The sequence below is a fragment of the Streptomyces sp. AA1529 genome, from assembly GCF_000280905.1.
Taxonomy (GTDB): Bacteria; Actinomycetota; Actinomycetes; order Streptomycetales; family Streptomycetaceae; genus Streptomyces.
On the sequence record NZ_ALAP01000092.1, the window covers coordinates 271,306 to 292,152 of the forward strand.

Sequence of the window (20,847 nt, forward strand, 5' to 3'; positions counted from 1 at the left end):
ACGCCGGGCGTGCCGCCACGGGTCCCGGCGGGGTCAGATGCCGAACGCGGCGGGGTAGCGGATGACCCCGGACGGCACCGGCCCCGCCTCCGCGTCCAGGAAGAGGGCCATCAGGGCCTCGTCCGGCACGTCGACAGTGGCACGGATCCCCAGGCGGGAGGCCGGAAGGAATCCGAACCGCGGGTAGTACTCCGGATGCCCGAGGACGAGCACCAGATTCTCACCGCGCCGCCGGGCCGCCCGCAACGCGGCCCGGATCGCTGCCGTTCCGGCACCGGTGCGCTGGTACGGGGGCAGCACCGCGCACGGGGCCAGCGCGAGCGCGGGATGTCCGTCCACGTGGCAGCGGGTGAGCAGGGCCTGCCCGACCGGGGTGCCGTCGGGCGCCTCGGCGAGCAGGGAGAGTCCGTCGAGCCACGCGGCGGGATCGGCGCGCAGCGCCTCGACGAGCCCGGCCTCCTCGGACGTCGGGAAGGCCGCGAGGAGGATCCTGCGGACCGCGGCGGCGTCGGCCGCGGAGTCGGGCCGCTCGGGTCGGGTGGTGAAGGAGCCTGCAGAAGGCTGGGGCAACGGGAACACCTTCGGTACGAGGGGTCCCGGTACTGCCGGCGCACTCACCGGGCGCCCGGCGTACGGCCGGAAGGCGCCAGGGGTCAGGCCGGAACCGGAACCGAGGGGAGGGAGACTGTCCGGACACCGCGCGAAGCGGTGGTCTGCACGGCAGCCATCAGCTCATCTCCCCCGATCTCGTCCGGATCGGCGACCCGGGCGGTCGCCGATCCGGAACGCTAGCACAGCTCCGGTACGGGGCTCCCGCCGGGCGGGGAGCCCGGGGAGCCCGCCCCCGGTCCGCCGTGACGGCGTGCGGACCGGGGACGGCGGACCGGATCGGCGGCGTCCCGGCGGGTCAGTACCAGCCGTGCTCGTCGTGGAAGGCGAGTGCCGCCTGCCAGGAGCCGTACCGCTCCTTGACGTAGCGCTCGGCGCCGGCATGCTGTTCGGCGACCGTGCCCTTGCCCCAGGGCTGGTCGGTCTGGAACAGGCCGTGGTACTTGCCGTTCTGCGCGTTCGGGTTGCCGCTGGACTCCCGGCGGATGATCTCCGCCTTGGCCGCGCTCTCCGCCGTCGAGGAGTGCGGCGCGGCGGGCGCGCTGCTGCGCGGTGCCTGCTGCTCAGGGACTGATTCCTGCTGCTCGGGGGCGGGTTGCTGGTCCTGCGGCGCCGACTGCTGTCCGGCGCTGGACCCGGTCGGGCTGCCCGGAGCCGCCGGGGCGGGCCGGGGTGCGGCCTCCCCGATGGTCAGCCGCTGCCCGGGGTAGATCCGGTCGGGATCGGGAAGCGCGTTCCGCTCCGCGAGTTCCTGCCATCTGGTGCCATGGCTCCGGGCCACCTCGGAGAGCGTGTCGCCGGGCCGCACCTGGTAGGTGGTGGTCGTGGGGTCCTGACGCTGCGCGGCCTCCGTGTGCGTGTGCGTGTCGGATGACTGCCCCTCCTGCGCGAAGGCAGGCGCGGCCGGAACGGCGACTGCGGCAGCCGTGAGGACGCCGAAGGTGGCGATCTTGGTCTTACGCATCTGAATCAAGTCCTTACCGTCGAGCCCGGAAGCTCTCTGTTGGGGTCAGAGGAAAGCCCGTCAGGGCCGTAGCAAACTCCGTCAGATGCCGTCCGGGCCGACGATCCGTTCTGCTTTGCCGATCTTTCACCCGTCCAGAGGTACCCGGCGTCCCCGATGGGCGGTACCTAGCCGGGGTTGGCACGCAGCCAGTCCAGAACCTGCGCGGCGTGCCGGTCCGGCGGGAAGACGGGGTGGAAGACGTGCTCGATCGCGCCGGCGCGGACGATCAGGGTGAGGCGCCGGTAGAACAGCCGCCCGCCCACTTCGAGAACGGGCATCCGCAGAGCTCCCGCGAGGGCCAGCACCGGGTCGGAGAGCAGTCCGAACGGCAGCCGCAGCCGCTGGGCGAGCTCGCGCTGGCAGGGGCTGTCCTGACCGGAGAGGCCGAACACGCGGGACGCCCCGGCGGTCAGCAGCTCCGCGTGCCGGTCCCGGAATCCGCAGGCTTCCTGGAGGCAACCCGCCGCACCGGGGACGGAGTCCCAGCCGACGGGCAGCTCGCGGGGGCGTGCGGCGCGCGGAAAGGCGTAGAGGACGGTGCGCCCGTCGCCCAGCCGGTCCAGGGCGACCAGCCGGCCTTCGATGTGCGGAAGTCCGAGGGAGGGCAGCCGCGTTCCGGGCAGGTGGTCGGCGGCACCGTCGTCCCCGGGTTCGGGAAGTCCAGCCGGCAGTCGCGTCAGGTCGTCCACGTGGTGTCCTTCCCCGTGCCGGGGTGCGTGCGGCGGAGTCTCCCGGAACGCTAGCCGCGCCCGCACCGCGCGGGCCGCACGACGCCGGGCCCGTGCGGCCCGCGGGACGGAACGGGCACCGAACGGGCGAGTGTTCGCCTCCAACGGTCGACATACCCTCGACCGCGAATGCGTCGTTCCTGCTCAGCGGCGTTTCCGCGGACGGTGCCGACGGGCAGAAACGGTCACGATCTTCTCCGCCGGGAGGCTGGTCGTACCGGACGGAGCCCGGTACAACTCTCCACACGGGCAGGAACGGGCATGTCCGTGACCGAACGGAGAGGGGCGACGGGGCCATGAGCGCGGCGGAGCGGCAGCGGCAGATCGTCGGCGCGGCGCGACGGCTGGGCTCTGTCGAGGTGGCCTCGCTGGCGGAGGAACTGGGCGTCGCCAAGGAGACGGTCCGCCGCGACCTGCGGGTGCTGGAGGAGCACGGGCTGCTGCGCCGGACCCACGGCGGGGCGTACCCGGTGGAGAGCGCCGGGTTCGAGACGACCCTGGCGTACCGCACCACCATGCACGTGCCCGAGAAGCGGCGGATCGCCTCGGCCGCCGTCGAACTGCTCGGGGACGCGGAGACGGTCTTCGTCGACGAGGGGTTCACCCCGCAGCTGATCGCCGAGGCGCTGCCCCGGGACCGGCGGCTGACCGTGGTGACGGCCTCGCTGCCGGTGGCCCGGGTGCTGGCGGCGGAGGAGGAGTTCACCGTGCTGCTGCTCGGCGGACGGGTTCGGGGCGGCACCCTGGCCACCGTCGAGCACTGGACGACGAAGATGCTCGCCGGCTTCGTCATCGATCTGGCCTTCGTGGGCGCCAACGGGATCTCCCGGGAGCACGGCCTGACCACTCCCGACCCGGCGGTCTCCGAGGTCAAGGCGCAGGCCATGCGGGCCGCTCGGCGGCGGATCTTCGCGGGGCTGCACACCAAGTTCGGCGCGGTGAGCTTCTGCCGCTTCGCCGAGGTCGCCGACTTCGAGGCGCTGGTCACCTCGGTGAACCTGCCCGCCCCGGAAGCACACCGCTACGCGCTGCGTGGGCCGCAGGTCATCAGGGTCTGATCCGGCCCGCTTCCCAGCTTCTGTACGGGCGGCGGTACCGCACGCCCGCGTTCAACCGGAATATCACGATTCGCCAGGAGTTCATATGCGCTGTCAGAGCAGGCCGCAGGGCCGGATACGCAGCCGACCACATCGGGCCAGGGCGGTCAGGGCAGCCACTGCCGCCGCCACGGCGAGTGCGCTGCTCGCGCTGTCCGGCTGCGCCGGCGCGGGCAGCCTCGGCTCCGGCGGCGACACGATCAGCGTGCTGATGGTGAACAACCCGCAGATGCTGGAGCTGCAGAAGCTGACCGCCGAGCACTTCACCGCGGAGACGGGCATCAAGGTCCAGTTCACGGTGCTCCCGGAGAACGACGTACGGGACAAGATCAGCCAGGACTTCGCCAACCAGGCCGGGCAGTACGACGTGGCGACGCTCAGCAACTACGAGACGCCGATCTTCGCCAAGAACGACTGGCTGCGCTCCCTGACCCCCTACACCCGCAAGGACAAGCACTTCGACCAGCAGGACATCCTGCCTCCGGTGCGCGACTCGCTCAGCGGCGAGGACGGCCAGGTCTACGCCGAGCCGTTCTACGGCGAGTCGTCCTTCCTGATGTACCGCAAGGATGTCTTCGCCCAGGAGGGCCTGAAGATGCCCGCGCACCCCACCTGGCCGCAGGTGGCGAAGCTCGCCGCACAGGTCGACGGTGCGCAGCACGGCATGAAGGGCATCTGCCTGCGCGGGCTGCCGGGCTGGGGCGAACTCGTCGCACCGCTGACGACGGTGGTGAACACCTTCGGCGGGACCTGGTTCGACAAGGACTGGAACGCGCGGCTGAAGGACCCCGCCTTCCGGAAGGCGACCAAGTTCTACGTGGACCTGGTGCGCAAGCACGGCGAGTCCGGGGCCTCCCAGTCCGGGTACGCGGAGTGCCTGAACAACATGACCCAGGGCAAGACCGCCATGTGGTACGACGCCACCGCCGGGGCCGGTTCCCTGGAGGGCGCCAAGTCCAAGGTGAAAGGCAAGATCGGCTACGTCCCCGCGCCGGTGGTGAAGACCCGCAGCTCGGGCTGGCTCTACAGCTGGGCCTGGGGGATCCAGAAGGCGAGCCGGAACCCGGACAAGGCCTGGAAGTTCATCTCCTGGGCCTCCGGCAAGGAGTACGAGAAGCTGGTCGGTGAGAAGTTCGGCTGGGCCAACGTCCCGGCGGGCAAGCGGGCCTCCACCTACGAGCTGCCGGAGTACAAGAAGGCGGCCGGCGCCTTCCACGAGGTCACCCGGGAGGCCATCACCAAGGCCAGGCCCCGCGATCCGGGCGTGCAGAAACGGCCCACGATCGGCATCCAGTTCGTCGACATCCCCGAGTTCGCCGATCTGGGGACGAAGGTCTCGCACGAGATCAGCGCCGCCATCGCGGGCCGCCAGTCGGTGGACGAGGCGCTGCGCAAGGCCCAGAAGCTGGCACAGGAGGTCTCCGACGACTACGAGGGGCGAGGGCAATGAGCACTCCGACCACCACTGCCCCGGACGCGCACGACGAGAAGCGTCCGCCGGCCGCCCGGCCCGCCGCGCCGAAGGGGCCGCCCAACCGGCTGCGCGGCTGGGTCACCCGCGCGCCGCTGCTGCCCGCCCTGGTCTTCCTGATCATCGTCACCCAGTTGCCGTTCGCGGCCACCCTGGTGGTCTCGTTCTTCGACTGGAACGCGCTCTACCCCGAAGCCCGGTCCTTCGGCGGCTTCGCGAACTACCAGGAGGTGCTCAGCGATCCCGAGCTGCGCGACTCCGTGGTCACCACGGCGGTGCTGACCGCGGTCGTCGTCCTGGTCAGCCTGGTGCTCGGGCTGCTGCTGGCGCTGCTGCTCGACCGCAGCTTCCGCGGCCGCGGCGTGGTGCGCACGCTGCTGATCGCGCCGTTCCTGCTGGTGCCGGTGGCCGCGGCGCTGCTGTGGAAGCACGTGCTGTACAACCCCGAGTACGGGCTCTTCAACGGTGTGCTGAGCTGGCTGTTCGGGGACGACGCGCCGCAACCGGAATGGGTGGCCGAGATGCCGCTCGGCGCCGTGGAGATGGCGCTGATCTGGCAGTGGACGCCGTTCATGATGCTGATCCTGCTCGCCGGGCTGCAGAGCCGGCCCGCCGACTCGATCGAGGCCGCCCGGATCGACGGGGCCGGGGCCTGGCAGATCTTCCGCTATCTGACACTGCCGCACCTGCGCCGGTATCTGGAGCTGGGGGCGCTGCTGGGATCGATCTACATCGTGCAGAACTTCGACGCCGTCTTCACCATCACCTCCGGCGGGCTGGGCACCGCCAACCTGCCGTACACCATCTACCAGACCTTCTACCAGGGCCATGAGTACGGCCTCGCCTCGGCCGCCGGCGTGCTCGTCGTCATCGGCTCCCTGATCATCGCCACCCTCGCGCTGCGGGTGGTCTCGTCCCTCTTCCGCGAGGAGGTCCGCGCATGAGCGCCCTGACCGCAGACGCACCCGAGGCGGCGTCGTCCACCGCCGGGCCGAAGGCCGCCTCCGCCCCGCCCGGAAGCATCCGCCGCAAGAACACCGCGCTGGGCCTGCTGGCCTGGGTGTGCGGGCTGCTCTTCGTGCTGCCGATCGCCTGGATGGTGCTGACCTCGCTGCACTCGGAGTCGGACGCCGCCACCAACCCGCCGTCGCTGGCCGCCCCGCTGACTCTCGACGGCTACCGCGCCTTCTTCGACGCGGGCGGCGGGGCCGGACCCTGGCCCGCGCTCGCCAACTCGCTGATGGCCTCGGTCTTCTCCACCCTGCTGGTACTGGTGCTGGCGCTGCCCGCCGCGTACGCGCTGTCCATCCGGCCGGTGCGCAAGTGGCGTGACGTGCTGTTCTTCTTCCTGTCGACGAAGATGCTGCCGATCGTCGCCGGACTGCTGCCGATCTACCTGTTCGCGAAGAACACGTCGTTCCTCGACAACATCTGGCTGCTGGTCATCCTCTACACCTCGATGAACCTGCCGATCGCGGTGTGGATGATGCAGTCCTTCCTCGCCGAGGTGCCGCCCGCCCTGATCGAGGCGGCGCAGATCGACGGGGCCCGGCTGCCGACCGTCCTCGCCCGGGTGGTCGCGCCCGTCGCCGCGCCCGGAATCGCCGCCACCGCGCTCATCTGCTTCATCTTCTCCTGGAACGAGATGCTGTTCGCGCGGGTCCTGACGGGGGTCGTGGCGCAGACCGCGCCCGTCTTCCTGACCGGTTTCATCACCAGCCAGGGCCTGTTCCTGGCCAAGGTGTGCGCCGCGTCTCTCGTGATCTCCCTGCCGGTGCTCGCCGCGGGGTTCGCCGCCCAGGACAAGCTGGTCCAGGGCCTGTCGCTAGGAGCTGTCAAATGAAGGCCGCACTCGTCGAGTCGGTGGGCAAGGTGTCCCTGACGGAGGTTCCCGACCCGACCCCCGGTCCCCGCGAGGTGGTGGTGAAGGTCGCGGCGTGCGGGCTGTGCGGAACGGATCTGCACATCAAGCAGGGCGAGTTCGCCCCCTCGCTGCCGCTGGTGCCCGGTCACGAGTTCGCCGGGGAGGTGGTGGCACTGGGCAGCGAGGTCGACGAGCTGGCCGAGGGGGACCAGGTGGCCGTCGACCCCTCCCTGTACTGCCACGAGTGCCGCTACTGCCGCCGCGGCCACAACAACCTGTGCGACCGGTGGGCCGCGATCGGCGTGTCCACGGCCGGCGGTGCCGCCGAGTACGCGGTAGCGCCCGTGGCCAACTGCGTGCGGCTGCCCGAACATGTGCGGACCCAGGACGCGGCGCTCATCGAACCGCTCTCCTGCGCGGTGCGCGGCTACGACGTGCTCAAGAGCCAGCTCGGGTCCCATGTACTGATCTACGGTTCGGGGACGATGGGACTGATGATGCTGGAGCTGGCCAAACGAACCGGTGCGGCGAGCGTGGAGGTCCTCGACCTGAACCCCGAACGGCTGGCCACGGCCCGCGGTCTGGGGTGCAGCGGCGCGGCGGCGACCGCCGAGGAACTGGACCGGCCCGGCGGCTGGGACCTGGTGGTGGACGCCACGGGCAACGCGGCCGCCATCCAGGACGGCCTCGGCCGGGTGGCGAAGGCGGGCACCTTCCTCCAGTTCGGTGTCTCCGACTACGCGACCCGGGCCACGATCGAGCCGTACCGCATCTACAACCAGGAGATCACCATCACCGGCTCGATGGCCGTCCTGCACAGCTACGAGCGGGCCGCCGAACTGTTCGCCGGCGGGATCCTGGACCCGGAGGTGTTCATCTCCGACCGGATGCCGCTGGACTCCTACCCGGAGGCGCTGGACCGGTTCGCCGAGGGCAAGGGCCGCAAGATCGTGGTGGTGCCCTGAGGCGGTGCCGCTCCCGCCCGTCCGGGGTCTCACGGCCACCGGGCGGGTGCCGGGCCCGGGACGCTCGGCCGGGACCGGTGCCGCCGGTGCGATCACCGCCTTGACGTACCGAAAGGTCGTCGTGGCGGAACGCTCCGCCGAACGCGGGGCCGGCGCCGCGGCTCGTTGCCGATCACGGATGCGCTCGTTGAGTCAGGGCATCCGGGGCATCGGGCTCCGGGGTGAGAGAGGAGGACTCGTGCCACGGAAGGGTATCGCCCTGGCGGCGGCCGCCGCGGTGAGCAGCGTGCTGTTCGCGGCGGTTCCGGCCACCGCCGTGTCCCCCGCGCAGACGCGTGCCGGTGGACCTCCCTACCCGTACGCCGACTGCGTGAAGGAGGCGAAGCGGCAGACGAAGGGCACCGACCACGCGGCCAGGTCCCTGTGCGACAAGCTGGTGAAGAAGGGGTGGATCAAGCCGCCCCGCGCCTGATCCGGCCCGCGGGCCCCGCCGGACGGTCCACGCACCGTCCGGCGGGGCTCTCTGCTGTCGTCGCCCGCTGCTCCGGCCGGGCACGGTGCACGACCGGGCCCGGCCGGCGGTCGCCTGACCTGGGTGCCAGGAGGAGAGTTCCGTGACCGGTTCGGGGCCCCGCCCCGTCCCCGATCCGCGCAGCCGCCCTGTTCTGCCGGACCATGTGCGCGAGTGTGTCCCGCTCGAGCACGGCGAGGTCTTTCTGCGCGGCGGCAACCACACCCGGTTCGAGGAACAGTTGTACGAGAATCGGGCTGCCGGTCGGCACCGGCGGCAGCCAGGTGGCGGCCCGCGGACTCAACCGCTTCCAGCCCGGCTGCACGCTGTGGGTCGTCCCGCTCGGCAGGGCGCAGAAGCAACTCGCGCTCGCGGGCCCGAGCCGGCTGCACGGGGTGGCCCAACGTTCGAAGCCCTGTCTGCCCGGCTGCGCCCTGCGGGCGGGCGACGCTCCTCCAGGACACTCCCCAGGACCGGCGCAGGGCCGCTCCCGGGCCGCTGCCGGCGGGAGCGTCCCGTCGGCCGGCGCCTTCCGTTCCGGTCCGACAGTCGGCCGGTCCGGCGGCGGCCGGTCCGGCAGTCGGCCGGTCCGGCGGCGGCCGGTCCGGCGGCGGATCGCCGGGCACGCCGCGGCCACCGGTTGGGAGCGTCTCAGCCGGCGGTTCCGTTCTGCCGGGCGGCGCGGGCGGCGCGCGCGCAGGAGGCCGACACGGCGCTGCGCAGCCATTCCGGCAGCGGCTCCTGGTGGGTCGCCCGGGTCAGCAGGCGGGCGACCTCCCGGAGTTTGGTGTTGGTCCGCTGCGAGGTGTCGACCAGCACCCGCCATGCCGTCTCGGGGCCGCAGCGCCCCGAAGCCATGATCACCCCGCGCGCCTGGTCGATCAGGGGACGGCTGTCCAGCGCCTGCCGGAGTTGGGCCACCTCCTCCCGGAGTCGGTGCAGCTCGGCGGGCGGACATGCCTCGTGCGCCGGGCCGGCGGCCCCGGACTCCGCACCGGCGGCCGACGGTTCTCGGCCGACGGCCCGGGGCTCTTCACGGGAGTCCCCGGGCCTCTCGTCAGGAGGAGGAGAATCGGAGGTGTAGAAGGTCCCCTCGCTGGTCACCCGTAGCTCCATCCGAGCTGGTTCGGCCCAGGAGCCGGCGCGGTAGCGCCCCGGACCCGGCCTAGGCGGAGCCGGGCGCGCGCCCTGCCGCCCCAGGGCGAGTGGACAAGCGATCCCACTGCCCGGGGCGGCGCCACGGCAGGATTCATCGTGCCTCCGGAGACAACTGTTGTCGCATGACACATGTCTGCCCGTCCGGGCGGGACGGTACGCCCACCTGTGAGATAGCGAACACCGGCGCACCCGTACCGTGGCGGGACGCCCTCCCGCCCGGGAGGGCCACCCCATGACCGAGGAGCGCCGCCGTGACCCCGCCCCAACCGCCCGTGCTGGTCGAAAGGGACGGCCGCGCCGGCCGTCTCGTGCTCAACCGCCCGCGCACGCTCAACGCACTCGACCGGGAGATGGTCGACCGGCTCACCGGAGCGCTGGACACCTGGGAGCGGGACGACGCGGTCGCCGCCGTCGTCCTCAGCGGCGCGGGCGAGCGGGGGCTGTGCGCGGGCGGAGACATCCGCGGGATCCACGAGGACGTGCGACAGGGCGGCGGCGCGGACTCCGCACGGTTCTGGGCGGCGGAGTACCGCCTCAACGCCCGGATCGCCCGCTACCCCAAGCCGTACGTGGCGCTCATGGACGGGGTCGTGATGGGCGGCGGTGTCGGAGTCTCGGCACACGGCAGCGTCCGCGTCGTCACCGAGCGGTCGCGAGTCGCCATGCCGGAGACGGGCATCGGCTTCGTCCCGGACGTGGGCGGCACCTGGCTGCTGTCGCGGGCGCCGGGCGAGCTGGGCACACACCTGGCACTGACCGCCGGAGCGGTGGGTGCGGCGGACGCCCTGCTGTGCGGACTGGCGGACCACTTCGTCCCCGCGGACCGGCTCGCGGACTTCGCCGCCGCGCTGTCCCACACCCCGCCCGCGGACGCGGTGGCGCGGTACGCGACCGTCCCGCCGGAGTCCGAACTGGCCGGGCAGCGGGCCTGGATCGACACCTGCTACGACTCCGACAGCGTTCCGGAGATCCTGGCCCGGCTGCGCGACCACGGCGGGACCGCGGCCAAGGAGGCGGCCGCGGCCGTCGAGTCGAAGTCCCCCACCTCCCTCAAGGTCACCCTCGCCGCGCTGCGCCGGGCACGGGACCTCACCTCGCTGGAGGCGGCTCTGGAACAGGAGTACCGCACCTCCGTCGCCGCGCTCTCCTCACCCGACTTCGCCGAGGGCGTGCGGGCCCGGATCATCGACAAGGACCGCAGCCCGCGCTGGTCGCCCGGCGCACTCGAGGAGGTCTCCGAGGAGGAGGTGGCACGGCACTTCGCGCCGCCGGACAGCGGCGACCTGAGGCTCGACGTGCGAATCTGACGCTTTCTGCGGGCATATTCTGATGGCCCATGAGCTACCCGTGCGTTCCTCACATCACGTTCGTGACAGAACTGACTACACATTCCCCTCACACATGCTGCACGCTTGATCCGTGCTTCCGAGGGGAGGGGAACGATGGACAAGCGGTACGAGATCTTCTGTCTCGCGGACCCGTATTTCTACGAAACACCCGACCGCTTGTCGGACTCCGCGTCACGCACCGCCACGGACGACACGGGAAGACGGTCCGACGAGTCGGCCGCCGACCGTTCCGCTGATCCGGGCGCATTCCCGGTAGCGAGCCGACCCGTCCCCGCCGGCTGGCGGCAGACCCGGTCCGGCGACTGGCTGGAGCTGCGCCCGGTGGCGGGAGAATTCCCGCTGCAGGGCTGGAAGATTCACGCCTCGGCGACTCTCGACAACGCGGACGAAATCGGCACGGCGATCTGGGACCACTGCGTACCCCGCGGAATTCCCTTCAAATTCGTGCCGCACCGCACCCTCCTGTACCTGCGCAACGCCAAATATGCCGGGCGCGGCACGAGCGGTAAATTCGCCACGATATACCCGGCCGACGAGACACAGCTCGAGAGCATTCTGCGCGAGCTGGACGAGAGCCTGTCGGGCCGGCCGGGGCCGTACATCCTGACGGATCTGCGCTGGCGCACCGGACCGCTGTACGTACGCTACGGCGGCTTCGCGCCGCGATTCTGCGTCGACGGCCAGGGCAGGCTCGTACCGGCGGTGGAGGACGCCGGCGGCCGGCTCGTCCCGGACCGCAAGGACCCCGCGTTCCGGGTGCCCGACGGGGTGACGCTGCCCGCCTTCCTCCGGCCGGAGCTGGCGGCGCGCGACGCGGCCACCGTCCAGGAGCTGCCCTACCGGATCGAGCGGGCGCTGCACTTCTCCAACGGCGGTGGTGTCTACGGCGGCGTCGACACCCGGGACGGGAGCCGGGTCGTGCTCAAGGAGGCACGGCCGCACGCCGGACTCGCGGCCGACGGCGCCGACGCGGTGGCCCGGCTGGAACGCGAGAAGGCCGCACTCGACCGGCTCGCCGGACTGCCGGTGGTACCGGCCGTCCGGGACTGGTTCGAACTGGACGGGCACCGGTTCCTGGTGATGGAGGAGCTCGCGGGGCAGACCCTCAACTCCTTCTTCGCCAGACGCCATCCGCTGCTGAGCTCCGATCCCGACCCGGAAGCACTCACCCGGCACACCGAGTGGGCGCTGCGCATGCACCGGCTGGTGGAGGACGCCGTCGCGGCGGTGCACGAGCGGGGCATCGTCTTCAACGACCTGCACATGTTCAACATCATGGTGGCGCCCGACGAGCAGTCCGTCGCGCTGCTGGACTTCGAGGCGGCCGCACCCGCCGAGGACGACCCGCGCCAGATCGTCGCGCACCCCGGATTCATCGCCCCGGCCGACCGCACCCGCTACGAGATCGACCGCTACGCACTGGCATGCCTGCGGCTCGCGCTGTTCGTCCCGATGACGACGCTGCTGGCGGTCGACCGGGCCAAGGCGGCGCACCTGGCCGAGATCGCCGCCGAGCAGTTCCCCGGCATCCCGCCGGAGTTCCTGGCCGAGGCCGTCGCCACCATCGAGGGCACGGCCGCCGGTACCGCCGCGGTCCGTGGCACCCGGGTCGCCGCGGCTCCCGCGCCCGGCGACTGGCCGTCGGCCCGGGACGCGATGGTGCGGGCGATTCTCGCCTCGGCCACTCCCGAGCGCGACGACCGGCTCTTCCCGGGCGACGTGGCGCAGTTCAACGACGGCGGAGGGCTCGGGCTGGCGCACGGCGCCGCCGGAGTGCTGCACGCGCTCGCCGAGACGGGCGCCGCCCGCTTCCCGGAGGGCGAGGAGTGGCTGCTGCGGCACACCGACCCCCCGCCGCGCGGCACCCCGCTGGGGCTCTACGACGGCCTGCCCGGAGTCGCCTGCGTACTGGCCCGCTTCGGCCACACCAAGCGGGCGCTGGAGCTGACCGAGCGGGTGCTGGACGAGAAGTGGCAGCGGCTGGGCAGTTCCCTGCACGGCGGTCTCGCCGGTCTCGGTCTCGCGCTGGAGCAACTCGCGGACGACACCGGTGAGCAGCGGCTGCACTCGGCCGCCCTGGAGGCCGCCCGGCTGCTGGCGCGGCGGCTGGACGAACCCGACGACGGCACCCGGGGAGTCAACCGGGCCGGGCTGCTGCACGGTGCCACCGGATCCGCGCTGCTGTTCCTGCGGCTGTACGAACGGCACGGCGACCCCGCGCTGCTCGACCTGGCCGACCGCGCGCTCGCCCGCGACCTGGCGCACTGCGTCCGGGACAGCGCGGGGACCTGGCAGGTCGACGAGGGCAGCCGGGTGATGCCCTACCTGGGTGCGGGCAGCGTGGGCATCGGCATGGTGCTCGACGACTTCCTGGGCCACCGGCCGGACCACGAGGGCTTCGCGACCGCGCGGGAGGGCATCCTGCCCGCCGCACGGATGCGCTACTACGCGCAGCCCGGGCTCTTCCAGGGCCGGGCCGGGATGCTGCTGCACCTCAGCCGGACCACCGCGCCCGGTGTCACCGAGGCCGACCGGCAGGCGCAGCTCACCGGGCTCGGCTGGTACGGGATGACGTACCAGGAGGGCCTCGCCTTCCCCGGCGACCAGATGATGCGGCTGTCGATGGATCTGGCGACCGGCACCGCGGGCTGCCTGCTCGCCACGGGTGCCGCCGTCGGCACCGCGGCCGGCGGGACCCCGCCGAGCCTGCCGTTCCTGGCACCACCGGCGCAGCGCAGCGCCACACCGCCGCCCGGGCCGGCCGCGCGCCACAGCAGCGCGCCGGCACCCGGCGGCCCACAGACCGGCCTCCGGGGCGGGGGCCGTACCGAAGCACAACCGTCCCTGTAACACACAACCCAACACCCCGATAGGGAAGGAAACATCATGGCCCTTCTGGACCTGCAGACCATGGAGCCCGAGGAGCGCACCGGCGGCGGCGACGACAGCAGCGCCAGCCTGCTCCTGTGCGACAAGCTCAGCTCCCACAGCGCGCTCCTGTGCCTGTGACCGGGTGACTCACGCACCCAGTGCTCCCGGGCGGGGTTCTGCCCCCGCCCGGGGGCACTCCCCTGTCTCCGGACCGCCGGCCGGCCCGGCCCGCCGCGCTCCCGCCGACCGGCTGCTGCTCGCCGCGGGACGGCCGCACCTGTGGCGCACCCTCGCGCTGTTCGCCACGGCGACCGGGGCTGCGCTCGCCGCGCTGGCACTGCCCGCGGCCCTGGGCCGCACCCTCGATCTGCTGCTGGCCGGCGAGGCGGCCGACGGCGCCGAGACGGGCCGCTGGCTCGCCTGCTGCGCAGCGCTGACCGCCGCCTCGGTGGCGTTGGACGCGGCCGACGCGGTGCTGACCGGCACGCTCAACTCCCGTACCACAGCCGGGCTGCGCACCCGGCTGGCCGGCCATCTGCTGGCGGTGGGACCGCACCGTGCGGGCCGCTTCAGCCACGGGGACCTGGTCACCCGCTGCACCGGAAACGCCGCGCACGCGGGCACGGCACCCGGCAGCGTCGCCTCCGCGCTGGCCGCGCTGGTCACGCCGGTGGGTGCGCTCGTGGCACTCGCGGTGCTCGACCTGCGGCTCGCGGCGGTCTTCCTCGCCGGCACCCCGCTGCTGGTGCTGCTGCTGCGCGCGTTCTCCCGCACTTCGACCGACTGCGTGACCCGCTACCAGGAGACCCAGGCGCAGCTCGCCGGGCGGCTCGTGGAGGCACTGACCGGAGCCCGCACCATCGCGGCCGGCGGCCTGCGCGAACGTGAACAGAAGCGGGTGCTGGAACCGCTGGACCGACTGTCCGCACACGGCCACCGAATGTGGCAGGTGCAGGGCCGGGCTACCGCGCAGGCCGCCGTGCTGGTGCCGCTGCTCCAGGTCGCGGTGGTCGCGGTCGGCGGACTGCTGCTGGGCCGGGGGGCGCTGAGCGTGGGCGGTCTGGTGGCCGCCGCCCGGTACGCGGTACTGGCGGCAGGCGTCGGCACCCTCGTCGGCCAGCTCAACGCGCTGGTGCGCGGCCGTACCGCGGCACGGCGGCTGGCGGAGGTCCTGGAGGTGCCCGCCATGGCGACCGGGCGCCGGGCGGCCCCGGAGCACACTGCGGGCGGCCGGCCGGGACGGCTGGAACTGCGCGGTGTGCGCGCCTCGTACGCGGGTGAGCCGGTGCTGCACGACGTGGACCTGGTGGTGCCCGGCGGCACCACGGTCGCCGTGGTCGGCCGGTCGGGAGCGGGCAAGTCGCTGCTGGCAGCCGTCGCCGGGCGGCTCGCCGAACCGGAGGCCGGGCAGGTGCTGCTGGACGGTACCGACCTGGCCGAACTGGATCCGGCCGCCCTGCGGCGGGCCGTCGGATTCGCCTTCGAACGCCCGGTGCTGTTCGGCTCCACGGTCGGCGAAGCGCTCGCGGCCGGGATCCCCGCCGGACACGAGGGGCGCGAGGCCCGGGTCCACGCGGCGGCCCGCGCGGCCTGCGCCGACGGGTTCGTCCGTACTCTGCCGCACGGCTACGGCACGCCCTGCGCACAGGCCCCGCTCTCCGGCGGCGAGATCCAGCGGCTGGGCCTGGCCCGGGCGCTCGCCCAGGACGGCCGGGTGCTCGTGCTGGACGACGCCACCTCCAGCCTGGACACGGTGACCGAGTGGAAGGTCACCCGGGCGCTGGCGGACCCGGGCGGGCGGGGCGGGGCACGCACCCGGCTGGTCGTCGCGCACCGCGCCTCGACCGCCGCCCGCGCGGACCTGACCGCCTGGCTGGACGGCGGCCGGATCCGGGCGCTGGCTCCGCACCGGCAGTTGTGGGAACAGCCCGGCTACCGGTCCCTCTTCGGCAGCGGGAGCGACGATGACTGAGCCCGCGGCGGCACCCCCCGGGGCCCCGGTGGAGGGGGTGGGCACCGGACCCGCGGAGCGGCAGGCGCCGCACCGGCGCGCGGGCGGCCGGCACCGGGCGCCGCGCGGGCTCGGACGGGCCGGGGTGCGCTTCCTGCTGCGGCGGCCACGGGTGCTGCTGGCGCTGGCGGGCTGGTCGGTGCTGGAGGCGGCGCACACCTTCGCGCTGGGATTCGCGCTCGCACGGGCCCTGGACGACGGTTTCCTGGCGGGCCGCCCGGCCGTGGGTCTGGGGTGGCTGGGCGTCGCCGCCGCCGGACTGCTCGCGGGGGCCTGGGGCACGGCACGGGTCTACCGGCAGGTCGCGGCGCTCGCCGAACCGCTGCGGGACGAACTGGTGCGCCGCGTGGTGGGCCGCGGGCTGTACGAGGCCGTGGCCGCCGCCGGGGCCCCTGGTCGGGCCGCGGACGACGCCGCGGGTACCGGTGTCGTCTCCCGGCTGACGCATCAGGTGGAGATCGCCCGGGACAGCTTCGCGGGGCTGGTGATGGTCTCGCGCTCGTTCCTGTTCACCCTGATCGGCGCGGTCTCCGGGCTCCTGGCGCTGGCGCCGGTGCTGCTGCTGGTCGTCGTACCGCCGCTGGTGGCCGGGCTCGCGGTGTTCGCCGGGACCCTGCGGCCGCTCGCCCGTCGGCAGCGGGACTTCCTGGTGGCGGACGAGGAACTGGCACATGAGGCGGGCACGACGGTGCGGGCGCTGCGGGACGTGACCGCGTGCGGGGCCCAGGAGCGGGTGCGGCAGTCCGTGGTGGAGAAGGTGGCGGCGGAGCAGCGGGCGGCCGACGCGCTCGCGTACTGGGGGGTGGCCCGGGCGCTGGCGCTGGGGCTGGGCGGACGGCTGCCGGTGGTGCTGCTGCTGGTGCTCACCCCGTGGCTGCTGCGGCAGGGCGTGAGCGCCGGGGCGCTGGCGGGGGCGCTCACCTACCTCACCCAGGCGCTGCTGCCCGCGCTGCAGAGCCTGGTGCACGGCCTGGGCGGCGCCGGTGCGCGCTTCGCGGTGGTGATCGGCCGGCTGCGGGACGGAGCCCCGGAACCGTCCCCCGATCCGCCGCGCACCCCGCTCCCCGGCCCGCGGGCGGGCGTGCCCGGGGGCGGCGCGGCGGCCGTCTCCGGCGGGGCGGGAGGCGCCGCGGCTCCCGCGCTGGAGCTGCGGGGAGTCACCTTCGCCTACGGACCGGCGGCCGAGCCGGTGCTCGCCGGGCTCGATCTGACGGTCCCCCCGGACGGGCGGCTGGCGGTCGTCGGCCCCAGCGGGGCGGGCAAGTCCACACTGGCGCTGCTGGTGGCCGGAGTGCTGCGGCCGTCGAGCGGCGAGATCAGGCTGCACGGCAGCCCCGCCCTGCCGCCGCTGCCGGAAGGGGCTCCGCGTCCGGCCCGGTTGCCTCCGGCGGTGGAGCAACGGGTGCTGATCCCGCAGGAGTCGTACGTCTTCACCGGCAGCGTGCGGGAGAACCTGTGCTGTCTGCTGCCGGACGGCGCCGCCGTGCCGGGACCGGTGCTGCTCGGCGCCGCCGAGGCGGTGGGGGCGGACGCGCTCGTGCGGCGGCTGGGCGGGATCGACGGGCCGGTGGATCCGGCAGCGCTCTCGGCGGGTGAGCGGCAGCAGATCGCGCTGGCCCGCTCCTATCTGTCCCCGGCCCCGCTGGTCGTCCTGGACGAGGCGGGCAGCCAGCTGGACCCCGCCGCCGAGGAGGTGGCCGAGCGCGCCTTCATCCGGCGCGGCGGGGCGCTGGTGGTGATCGCGCACCGGATCAGTTCGGCTCTCCGCGCCGACCGGGTGCTGGTGCTGGACGGCGAACACACCTGCTGCGGGACCCATGCCGAGCTGCTGGAGCGCTCCGGGCTCTACCGCGACCTGGCGGCGGGCTGGGCTCCGCCCTCGCGGGTGTGACGGGCACGGTCCCCCACGGGGGCGGCACCGGTGTGCGGCCGCGGGGAGCGGCCGGCGCTCCCCGCGCACCGAAGCCCCCTCAGAGCCAGCCGGCTCCCTGGGAGATGCGGATGGCGTCCACCCGGTTGCGTGCGCCCGTCTTCCGCGTGATGGCGGACATGTAGTTGCGCACGGTGCCGGTGGAGAGCCCCAGATGCCGGGCGATCTCGCCGACGGACGCTCCTTCGGCCGCAGCCGAGAGCACGGTCAGCTCCCGTTCGCTCAGTGGGGCTTCCGAGGCGCGTAAGAAGGTGCCGGCGAGCGCGTTGTCGACGAAGCGCTCGCCGGCGGCGACTCTTCGTATGCCGGTCACCAGTTGCTCGGGGAGCGCGTCCTTGCACACGAATCCGCGGGCTCCCACGTCCAGCGCCCGGCGCAGGGCCCCCGGGCAGTGCTGGCTCACCAGTACCAGCAGCCGCTGGGCCGCGTCGGCGGTCCGTACGGCACCGGTCCGGGAGAACCCCGCCAGTTCGTCCAGCGGCGACCGTTTGGTCACATCGGCGTCCACGATGCAGACGTCGGCGGTCCGCGTCCGCGCCAGCCGCATCGCGTCCTTGGCGGGTGCGGCCTCGATGGCCATGTCGGGCTCCCGGCCGACCAGAGCGGCCAACGCGCAGCGGAGTATGCGGACATCGTGCACCAGCAGTACCCGGATCACTCTTGGTCCCCCCTAGATGCCTGATCGCCTCACGGATGACAGGCGCAACTCCATACATACAAGCTCATAGGAGCGAAGAGGCGCACAGTTTTGGCCACACATTGAGACCAAACGTGTGCGATGTGTTATGAGGGGCGCGTTAGGGGGCGCATTCAGCGTGGGGACGCAGACCGTACGCCCCATGCCCCGCTCCGTCTCCTGCCCCGTACCACCCCGGATGCCGCCTGCGCCCGACCCCGCCGCGGGACCACCTCGCCCCCGGCTCACATCTCGTCCTCGTCCACCGTCCGCAGTGCGCGCTCCTCGGGGGACAGCCCCTCGCTCTCGCCCGCCTCCCGGCCGTAGACGTCCTGCCGGCGGGGCGGCGCCGCCTCGGGATCGGCACGGAGCGCCCCCGCGAGAGCGTCGGGCAGGCCGGAGACCACCTTCCGCTCGGACTCCTCGGGCTCCTCCTCCGCGAGCCGCTCGTCCAGCGACTCGCCCGCACGCATCTCCGCCGGGGTGGGAGCGGCGCGCGTCACGGCGGTCGGGGTGTCACCGGGCACCGACTCCTGCTGCGGGTCGCTGGACCGCTGCTGCATCGGCCCGCCGTCCTGCAGGTCGGGAATGCCCTCGTCCTCGGGTTCGGCGCCCGGGTCGGCGGGTTCCGCGTGCTCTTGCTCGGCCTCGGCCTGCGGGGTCAGGAACGAGGTGTCGAATCCGCCGCCGTCGTCCCCGGCGACGCGCGGCGGAGGATCGGACTCCACGGGCGGTTGCCAGTGGCCGCGCTCCAGACGCTCGCCCGGCTCCCGGCCCGGCACGGGCCCGGGCCGCAACTCGGCGGCGTCCTCGATGGTGACGCCCTCCTCCGCGGGGATGTCCCTGCCGTCTCCCGTCATGGCGGCCTCCTCTCGTGGGGACCCACAGCGGGTACCCCAGGGACCCCGCGGCTACGCAGCGGCCGCACCCCCGGACGCGCCGGAGTCCGGCCGGTCAGCGGCGGGGCCGCTCCCGGACGACGTCCCCGGGATCCTTGTCGTCGCGCAGGCCGAGGAACCGGGGATGCCGCAGCATTCCGTCGCGTGTCCACTCGGTGAAGCCGATCTGCGCCACCAGGCGCGGCTGCACCCAGTGCACGCCCCGTTCGCGGACCGGGTCGGCGAACGGGGAGCGCTCCGCCGCCAGCCGGTCGAGCGCGCGGCGCAGGGACAGCAGGGTGCCCCGGTCGAAGCCGGTGCCGGCCTTGCCCGCGTAGCGCAGCGCGCCGTTCTCGTAGTGGCCCAGCAGCAGCGCGCCGAAGCCCTCGCGGGTCCCGGCGGGCTCGGTGAAGCCGCCGACGACGAATTCCTGGCCGCCGGTGCACTTGAGCTTGAGCCAGTCGGGTGAGCGGCGCGGCAGGTACCGCCCGTCGGCCCGCTTGGCGATCAGGCCCTCCCAGCCGCGGGCGCACGCCTGCTCCAGCAGCTGTCCGCCGCCCTCGTTGCGGTGGGTGGTGAAGCGCAGCGGGCCGCCGAACTCCAGCGTCCGGCGCAGCAACGATTTGCGGGTGCGCAGCGGGAGCCGGGTCAGATCCGTGCCGTCGAGCCGCAGCAGGTCGAACACGTAGTAGGTGACGGCCACGCCGCTGGCCCTGGCCCGCCGGGCGGTGCTCAGCTGCATGCGCTGCTGGAGCCGGGCGAAGTCGGTGCGGCCGTGCACGAGGGCGACGATCTCGCCGTCGACGGTGAAGTCCGGGCAGCTCTGGGCGGCGAGCGCGTCGGCGATCTCCGGCCAGGTCTCCGCCATGCGCCGCCCCGTCCGGGAGAGCAGCCGCTCCCGGCCGTGCTCCCGGACCGCCAGCATCCGCACTCCGTCGAGTTTGCGTTCGAAGATCCAGCGGCCGGCGGGGAAGTCCCGGCGGTCGCTCAGCTCCGCGAGCATGGGCCGCCCGGCCAGCTCCGCACCCGGGGGCGCCGGGCGCAGCAGCTCGCGCTGCTCCTCGGGGAGCGAGTCCGGCAGAGCGCTCATGACCGGCCGCCCTCCCGGGTCCACTCCTCGGTCGCCTCCCGCGCGACCTGTTTGAGGGTGCGGTCGCTGCGGGCCGAGCGGACGCGCCACGGATCGGGTGTCCCGCGCGCGGAGGCGTGCCGGTCGTTCTTCTTGACCAGCAGCCACGCCTCGCGCTCGCCGTCCTCCCCGCCGCGGAAGCGGGAGAGGGCCCAGTCGCCGCGCAGCTTGCCGCCGTGGGTGCGGAAGGAGATGTGCCCCTTCTCCAGCGCTCTGCCGAAGTCGCGGGAGAGCGGCTCGTAGGTGCCCTCGTCCCAGACGATGACCGGCCCGGCGCCGTACTCTCCCGCCGGGATGACGCCCTCGAAGGTGCGGTACTCCAGCGGATGGTCCTCGGTGGGCATGGCCAGCCGCTTGTCGTGCGGGTCCGTGGAGGGGCCCTTGGGCACCGACCAGGACTTCAGCACACCGTCCCACTCCAGCCGGAAGTCGAAGTGCAGCCGGGTCGCGTCGTGGATCTGCACCACGTAGCGCGGTTCGCCGCCGCCCTCCGGCGATCCGCCCGGGGGCTCCGCCGTCCGGTCGAAGCGCCGCTTGCCGCGGTAGGTCCGCAGCACGTCGTCGTCGCCGCTCATGCCTGGTCCTCGAATCCGT

General features: G+C 73.5%; 19 protein-coding genes. 11 read left to right on the forward strand and 8 right to left on the reverse strand.

The features are described from left to right. Window positions 1-33: 33 nt before the first annotated feature. The 3 genes from A949_RS0127050 to A949_RS0127060 all read right to left on the reverse strand — a co-directional run bounded on the left by A949_RS0127050 (window position 34) and on the right by A949_RS0127060 (window position 2,304). A complete protein-coding gene (locus A949_RS0127050) occupies window positions 34-570 on the reverse strand; it encodes a GNAT family N-acetyltransferase (RefSeq protein ID WP_019359183.1) in 537 nt (178 codons plus the stop codon). 337 nt (window positions 571-907) lie between these two features. Beyond that, the gene (locus tag A949_RS0127055) at window positions 908-1,573 is read right to left on the reverse strand and encodes a LysM peptidoglycan-binding domain-containing protein (RefSeq protein WP_019359184.1); all 666 of its coding nucleotides are present in this window, start codon (window positions 1,571-1,573) and stop codon (window positions 908-910) included. Window positions 1,574-1,740: 167 nt separating this feature from the next. After that, window positions 1,741-2,304, reverse strand: coding sequence for a peroxiredoxin (locus A949_RS0127060; RefSeq protein ID WP_019359185.1), 564 nt, complete (start codon window positions 2,302-2,304; stop codon window positions 1,741-1,743). 335 nt (window positions 2,305-2,639) lie between these two features. Here A949_RS0127060 and A949_RS0127065 point away from each other — a divergent pair, with 335 nt between their 5' ends. The 6 genes from A949_RS0127065 to A949_RS0127090 all read left to right on the forward strand — a co-directional run bounded on the left by A949_RS0127065 (window position 2,640) and on the right by A949_RS0127090 (window position 8,212). Continuing rightward, window positions 2,640-3,401 (forward strand): DeoR/GlpR family DNA-binding transcription regulator, encoded by a 762-nt coding sequence (locus tag A949_RS0127065; protein ID WP_019359186.1) that lies wholly within the window; start codon window positions 2,640-2,642, stop codon window positions 3,399-3,401. An 85-nt stretch (window positions 3,402-3,486) separates the two neighbouring features. Then, window positions 3,487-4,890: an ABC transporter substrate-binding protein gene (locus A949_RS0127070; protein WP_019359187.1), complete on the forward strand. Its 1,404-nt coding sequence runs from the start codon at window positions 3,487-3,489 to the stop codon at window positions 4,888-4,890. Continuing rightward, window positions 4,887-5,855 carry a carbohydrate ABC transporter permease gene (locus tag A949_RS0127075; protein ID WP_019359188.1) on the forward strand — a complete coding sequence of 323 codons (969 nt, stop codon included), beginning with the start codon at window positions 4,887-4,889 and terminating at the stop codon, window positions 5,853-5,855. Before A949_RS0127070 ends, A949_RS0127075 begins: the two co-directional genes overlap by 4 nt. After that, window positions 5,852-6,754, forward strand: coding sequence for a carbohydrate ABC transporter permease (locus tag A949_RS0127080; protein WP_019359189.1), 903 nt, complete (start codon window positions 5,852-5,854; stop codon window positions 6,752-6,754). Before A949_RS0127075 ends, A949_RS0127080 begins: the two co-directional genes overlap by 4 nt. After that, complete coding sequence (locus A949_RS0127085) at window positions 6,751-7,740, forward strand: zinc-dependent alcohol dehydrogenase family protein (RefSeq protein ID WP_019359190.1); 990 nt, start codon at window positions 6,751-6,753, stop codon at window positions 7,738-7,740. The genes A949_RS0127080 and A949_RS0127085 overlap by 4 nt, the downstream gene beginning before the upstream one ends. Window positions 7,741-7,978: 238 nt before the next feature. Then, window positions 7,979-8,212 carry a hypothetical protein gene (locus A949_RS0127090; protein WP_019359191.1) on the forward strand — a complete coding sequence of 78 codons (234 nt, stop codon included), beginning with the start codon at window positions 7,979-7,981 and terminating at the stop codon, window positions 8,210-8,212. Between the two features lie 690 nt (window positions 8,213-8,902). Here A949_RS0127090 and A949_RS38300 read toward each other — a convergent pair. Continuing rightward, window positions 8,903-9,355 carry an ANTAR domain-containing protein gene (locus A949_RS38300; protein ID WP_019359192.1) on the reverse strand — a complete coding sequence of 151 codons (453 nt, stop codon included), beginning with the start codon at window positions 9,353-9,355 and terminating at the stop codon, window positions 8,903-8,905. 305 nt (window positions 9,356-9,660) lie between these two features. On the opposite strand from A949_RS38300, the gene A949_RS0127100 reads away from it, so the two are divergent. The 5 genes from A949_RS0127100 (at window position 9,661) to A949_RS0127120 (ending at window position 17,531) form a co-directional block, all read left to right on the forward strand. Continuing rightward, entirely contained in the window at window positions 9,661-10,716 is a 1,056-nt protein-coding gene (locus A949_RS0127100; RefSeq protein WP_019359193.1) for an enoyl-CoA hydratase/isomerase family protein, read from the forward strand. A gap of 135 nt (window positions 10,717-10,851) precedes the next feature. Next, window positions 10,852-13,608, forward strand: a complete 2,757-nt coding sequence (gene lanKC, locus A949_RS0127105) for a class III lanthionine synthetase LanKC (RefSeq protein WP_019359194.1) — start codon at window positions 10,852-10,854, stop codon at window positions 13,606-13,608. Window positions 13,609-13,644: 36 nt separating this feature from the next. Then, window positions 13,645-13,767 carry a SapB/AmfS family lanthipeptide gene (locus A949_RS37355; protein WP_019359195.1) on the forward strand — a complete coding sequence of 41 codons (123 nt, stop codon included), beginning with the start codon at window positions 13,645-13,647 and terminating at the stop codon, window positions 13,765-13,767. 4 nt (window positions 13,768-13,771) lie between these two features. Then, complete coding sequence (locus A949_RS0127115) at window positions 13,772-15,601, forward strand: ABC transporter ATP-binding protein (RefSeq protein ID WP_019359196.1); 1,830 nt, start codon at window positions 13,772-13,774, stop codon at window positions 15,599-15,601. Further along, window positions 15,594-17,531, forward strand: a complete 1,938-nt coding sequence (locus tag A949_RS0127120; RefSeq protein WP_078565540.1) for an ATP-binding cassette domain-containing protein — start codon at window positions 15,594-15,596, stop codon at window positions 17,529-17,531. The genes A949_RS0127115 and A949_RS0127120 overlap by 8 nt, the downstream gene beginning before the upstream one ends. 79 nt (window positions 17,532-17,610) lie before the next feature. On the opposite strand, the gene A949_RS0127125 is transcribed toward A949_RS0127120, so the two are convergent. The 4 genes from A949_RS0127125 to A949_RS0127140 form a co-directional block, all read right to left on the reverse strand. Continuing rightward, window positions 17,611-18,228, reverse strand: coding sequence for a response regulator transcription factor (locus A949_RS0127125; RefSeq protein WP_019359198.1), 618 nt, complete (start codon window positions 18,226-18,228; stop codon window positions 17,611-17,613). Between the two features lie 263 nt (window positions 18,229-18,491). Further along, a complete protein-coding gene (locus tag A949_RS0127130; protein ID WP_019359199.1) occupies window positions 18,492-19,106 on the reverse strand; it encodes a DUF5709 domain-containing protein in 615 nt (204 codons plus the stop codon). A gap of 94 nt (window positions 19,107-19,200) precedes the next feature. Beyond that, window positions 19,201-20,214, reverse strand: coding sequence for a non-homologous end-joining DNA ligase (gene ligD / locus A949_RS0127135; protein ID WP_026005080.1), 1,014 nt, complete (start codon window positions 20,212-20,214; stop codon window positions 19,201-19,203). Next, window positions 20,211-20,828 carry a DNA polymerase ligase N-terminal domain-containing protein gene (locus A949_RS0127140; RefSeq protein ID WP_019359201.1) on the reverse strand — a complete coding sequence of 206 codons (618 nt, stop codon included), beginning with the start codon at window positions 20,826-20,828 and terminating at the stop codon, window positions 20,211-20,213. The genes ligD and A949_RS0127140 overlap by 4 nt, the downstream gene beginning before the upstream one ends. Window positions 20,829-20,847 lie beyond the last annotated feature (19 nt).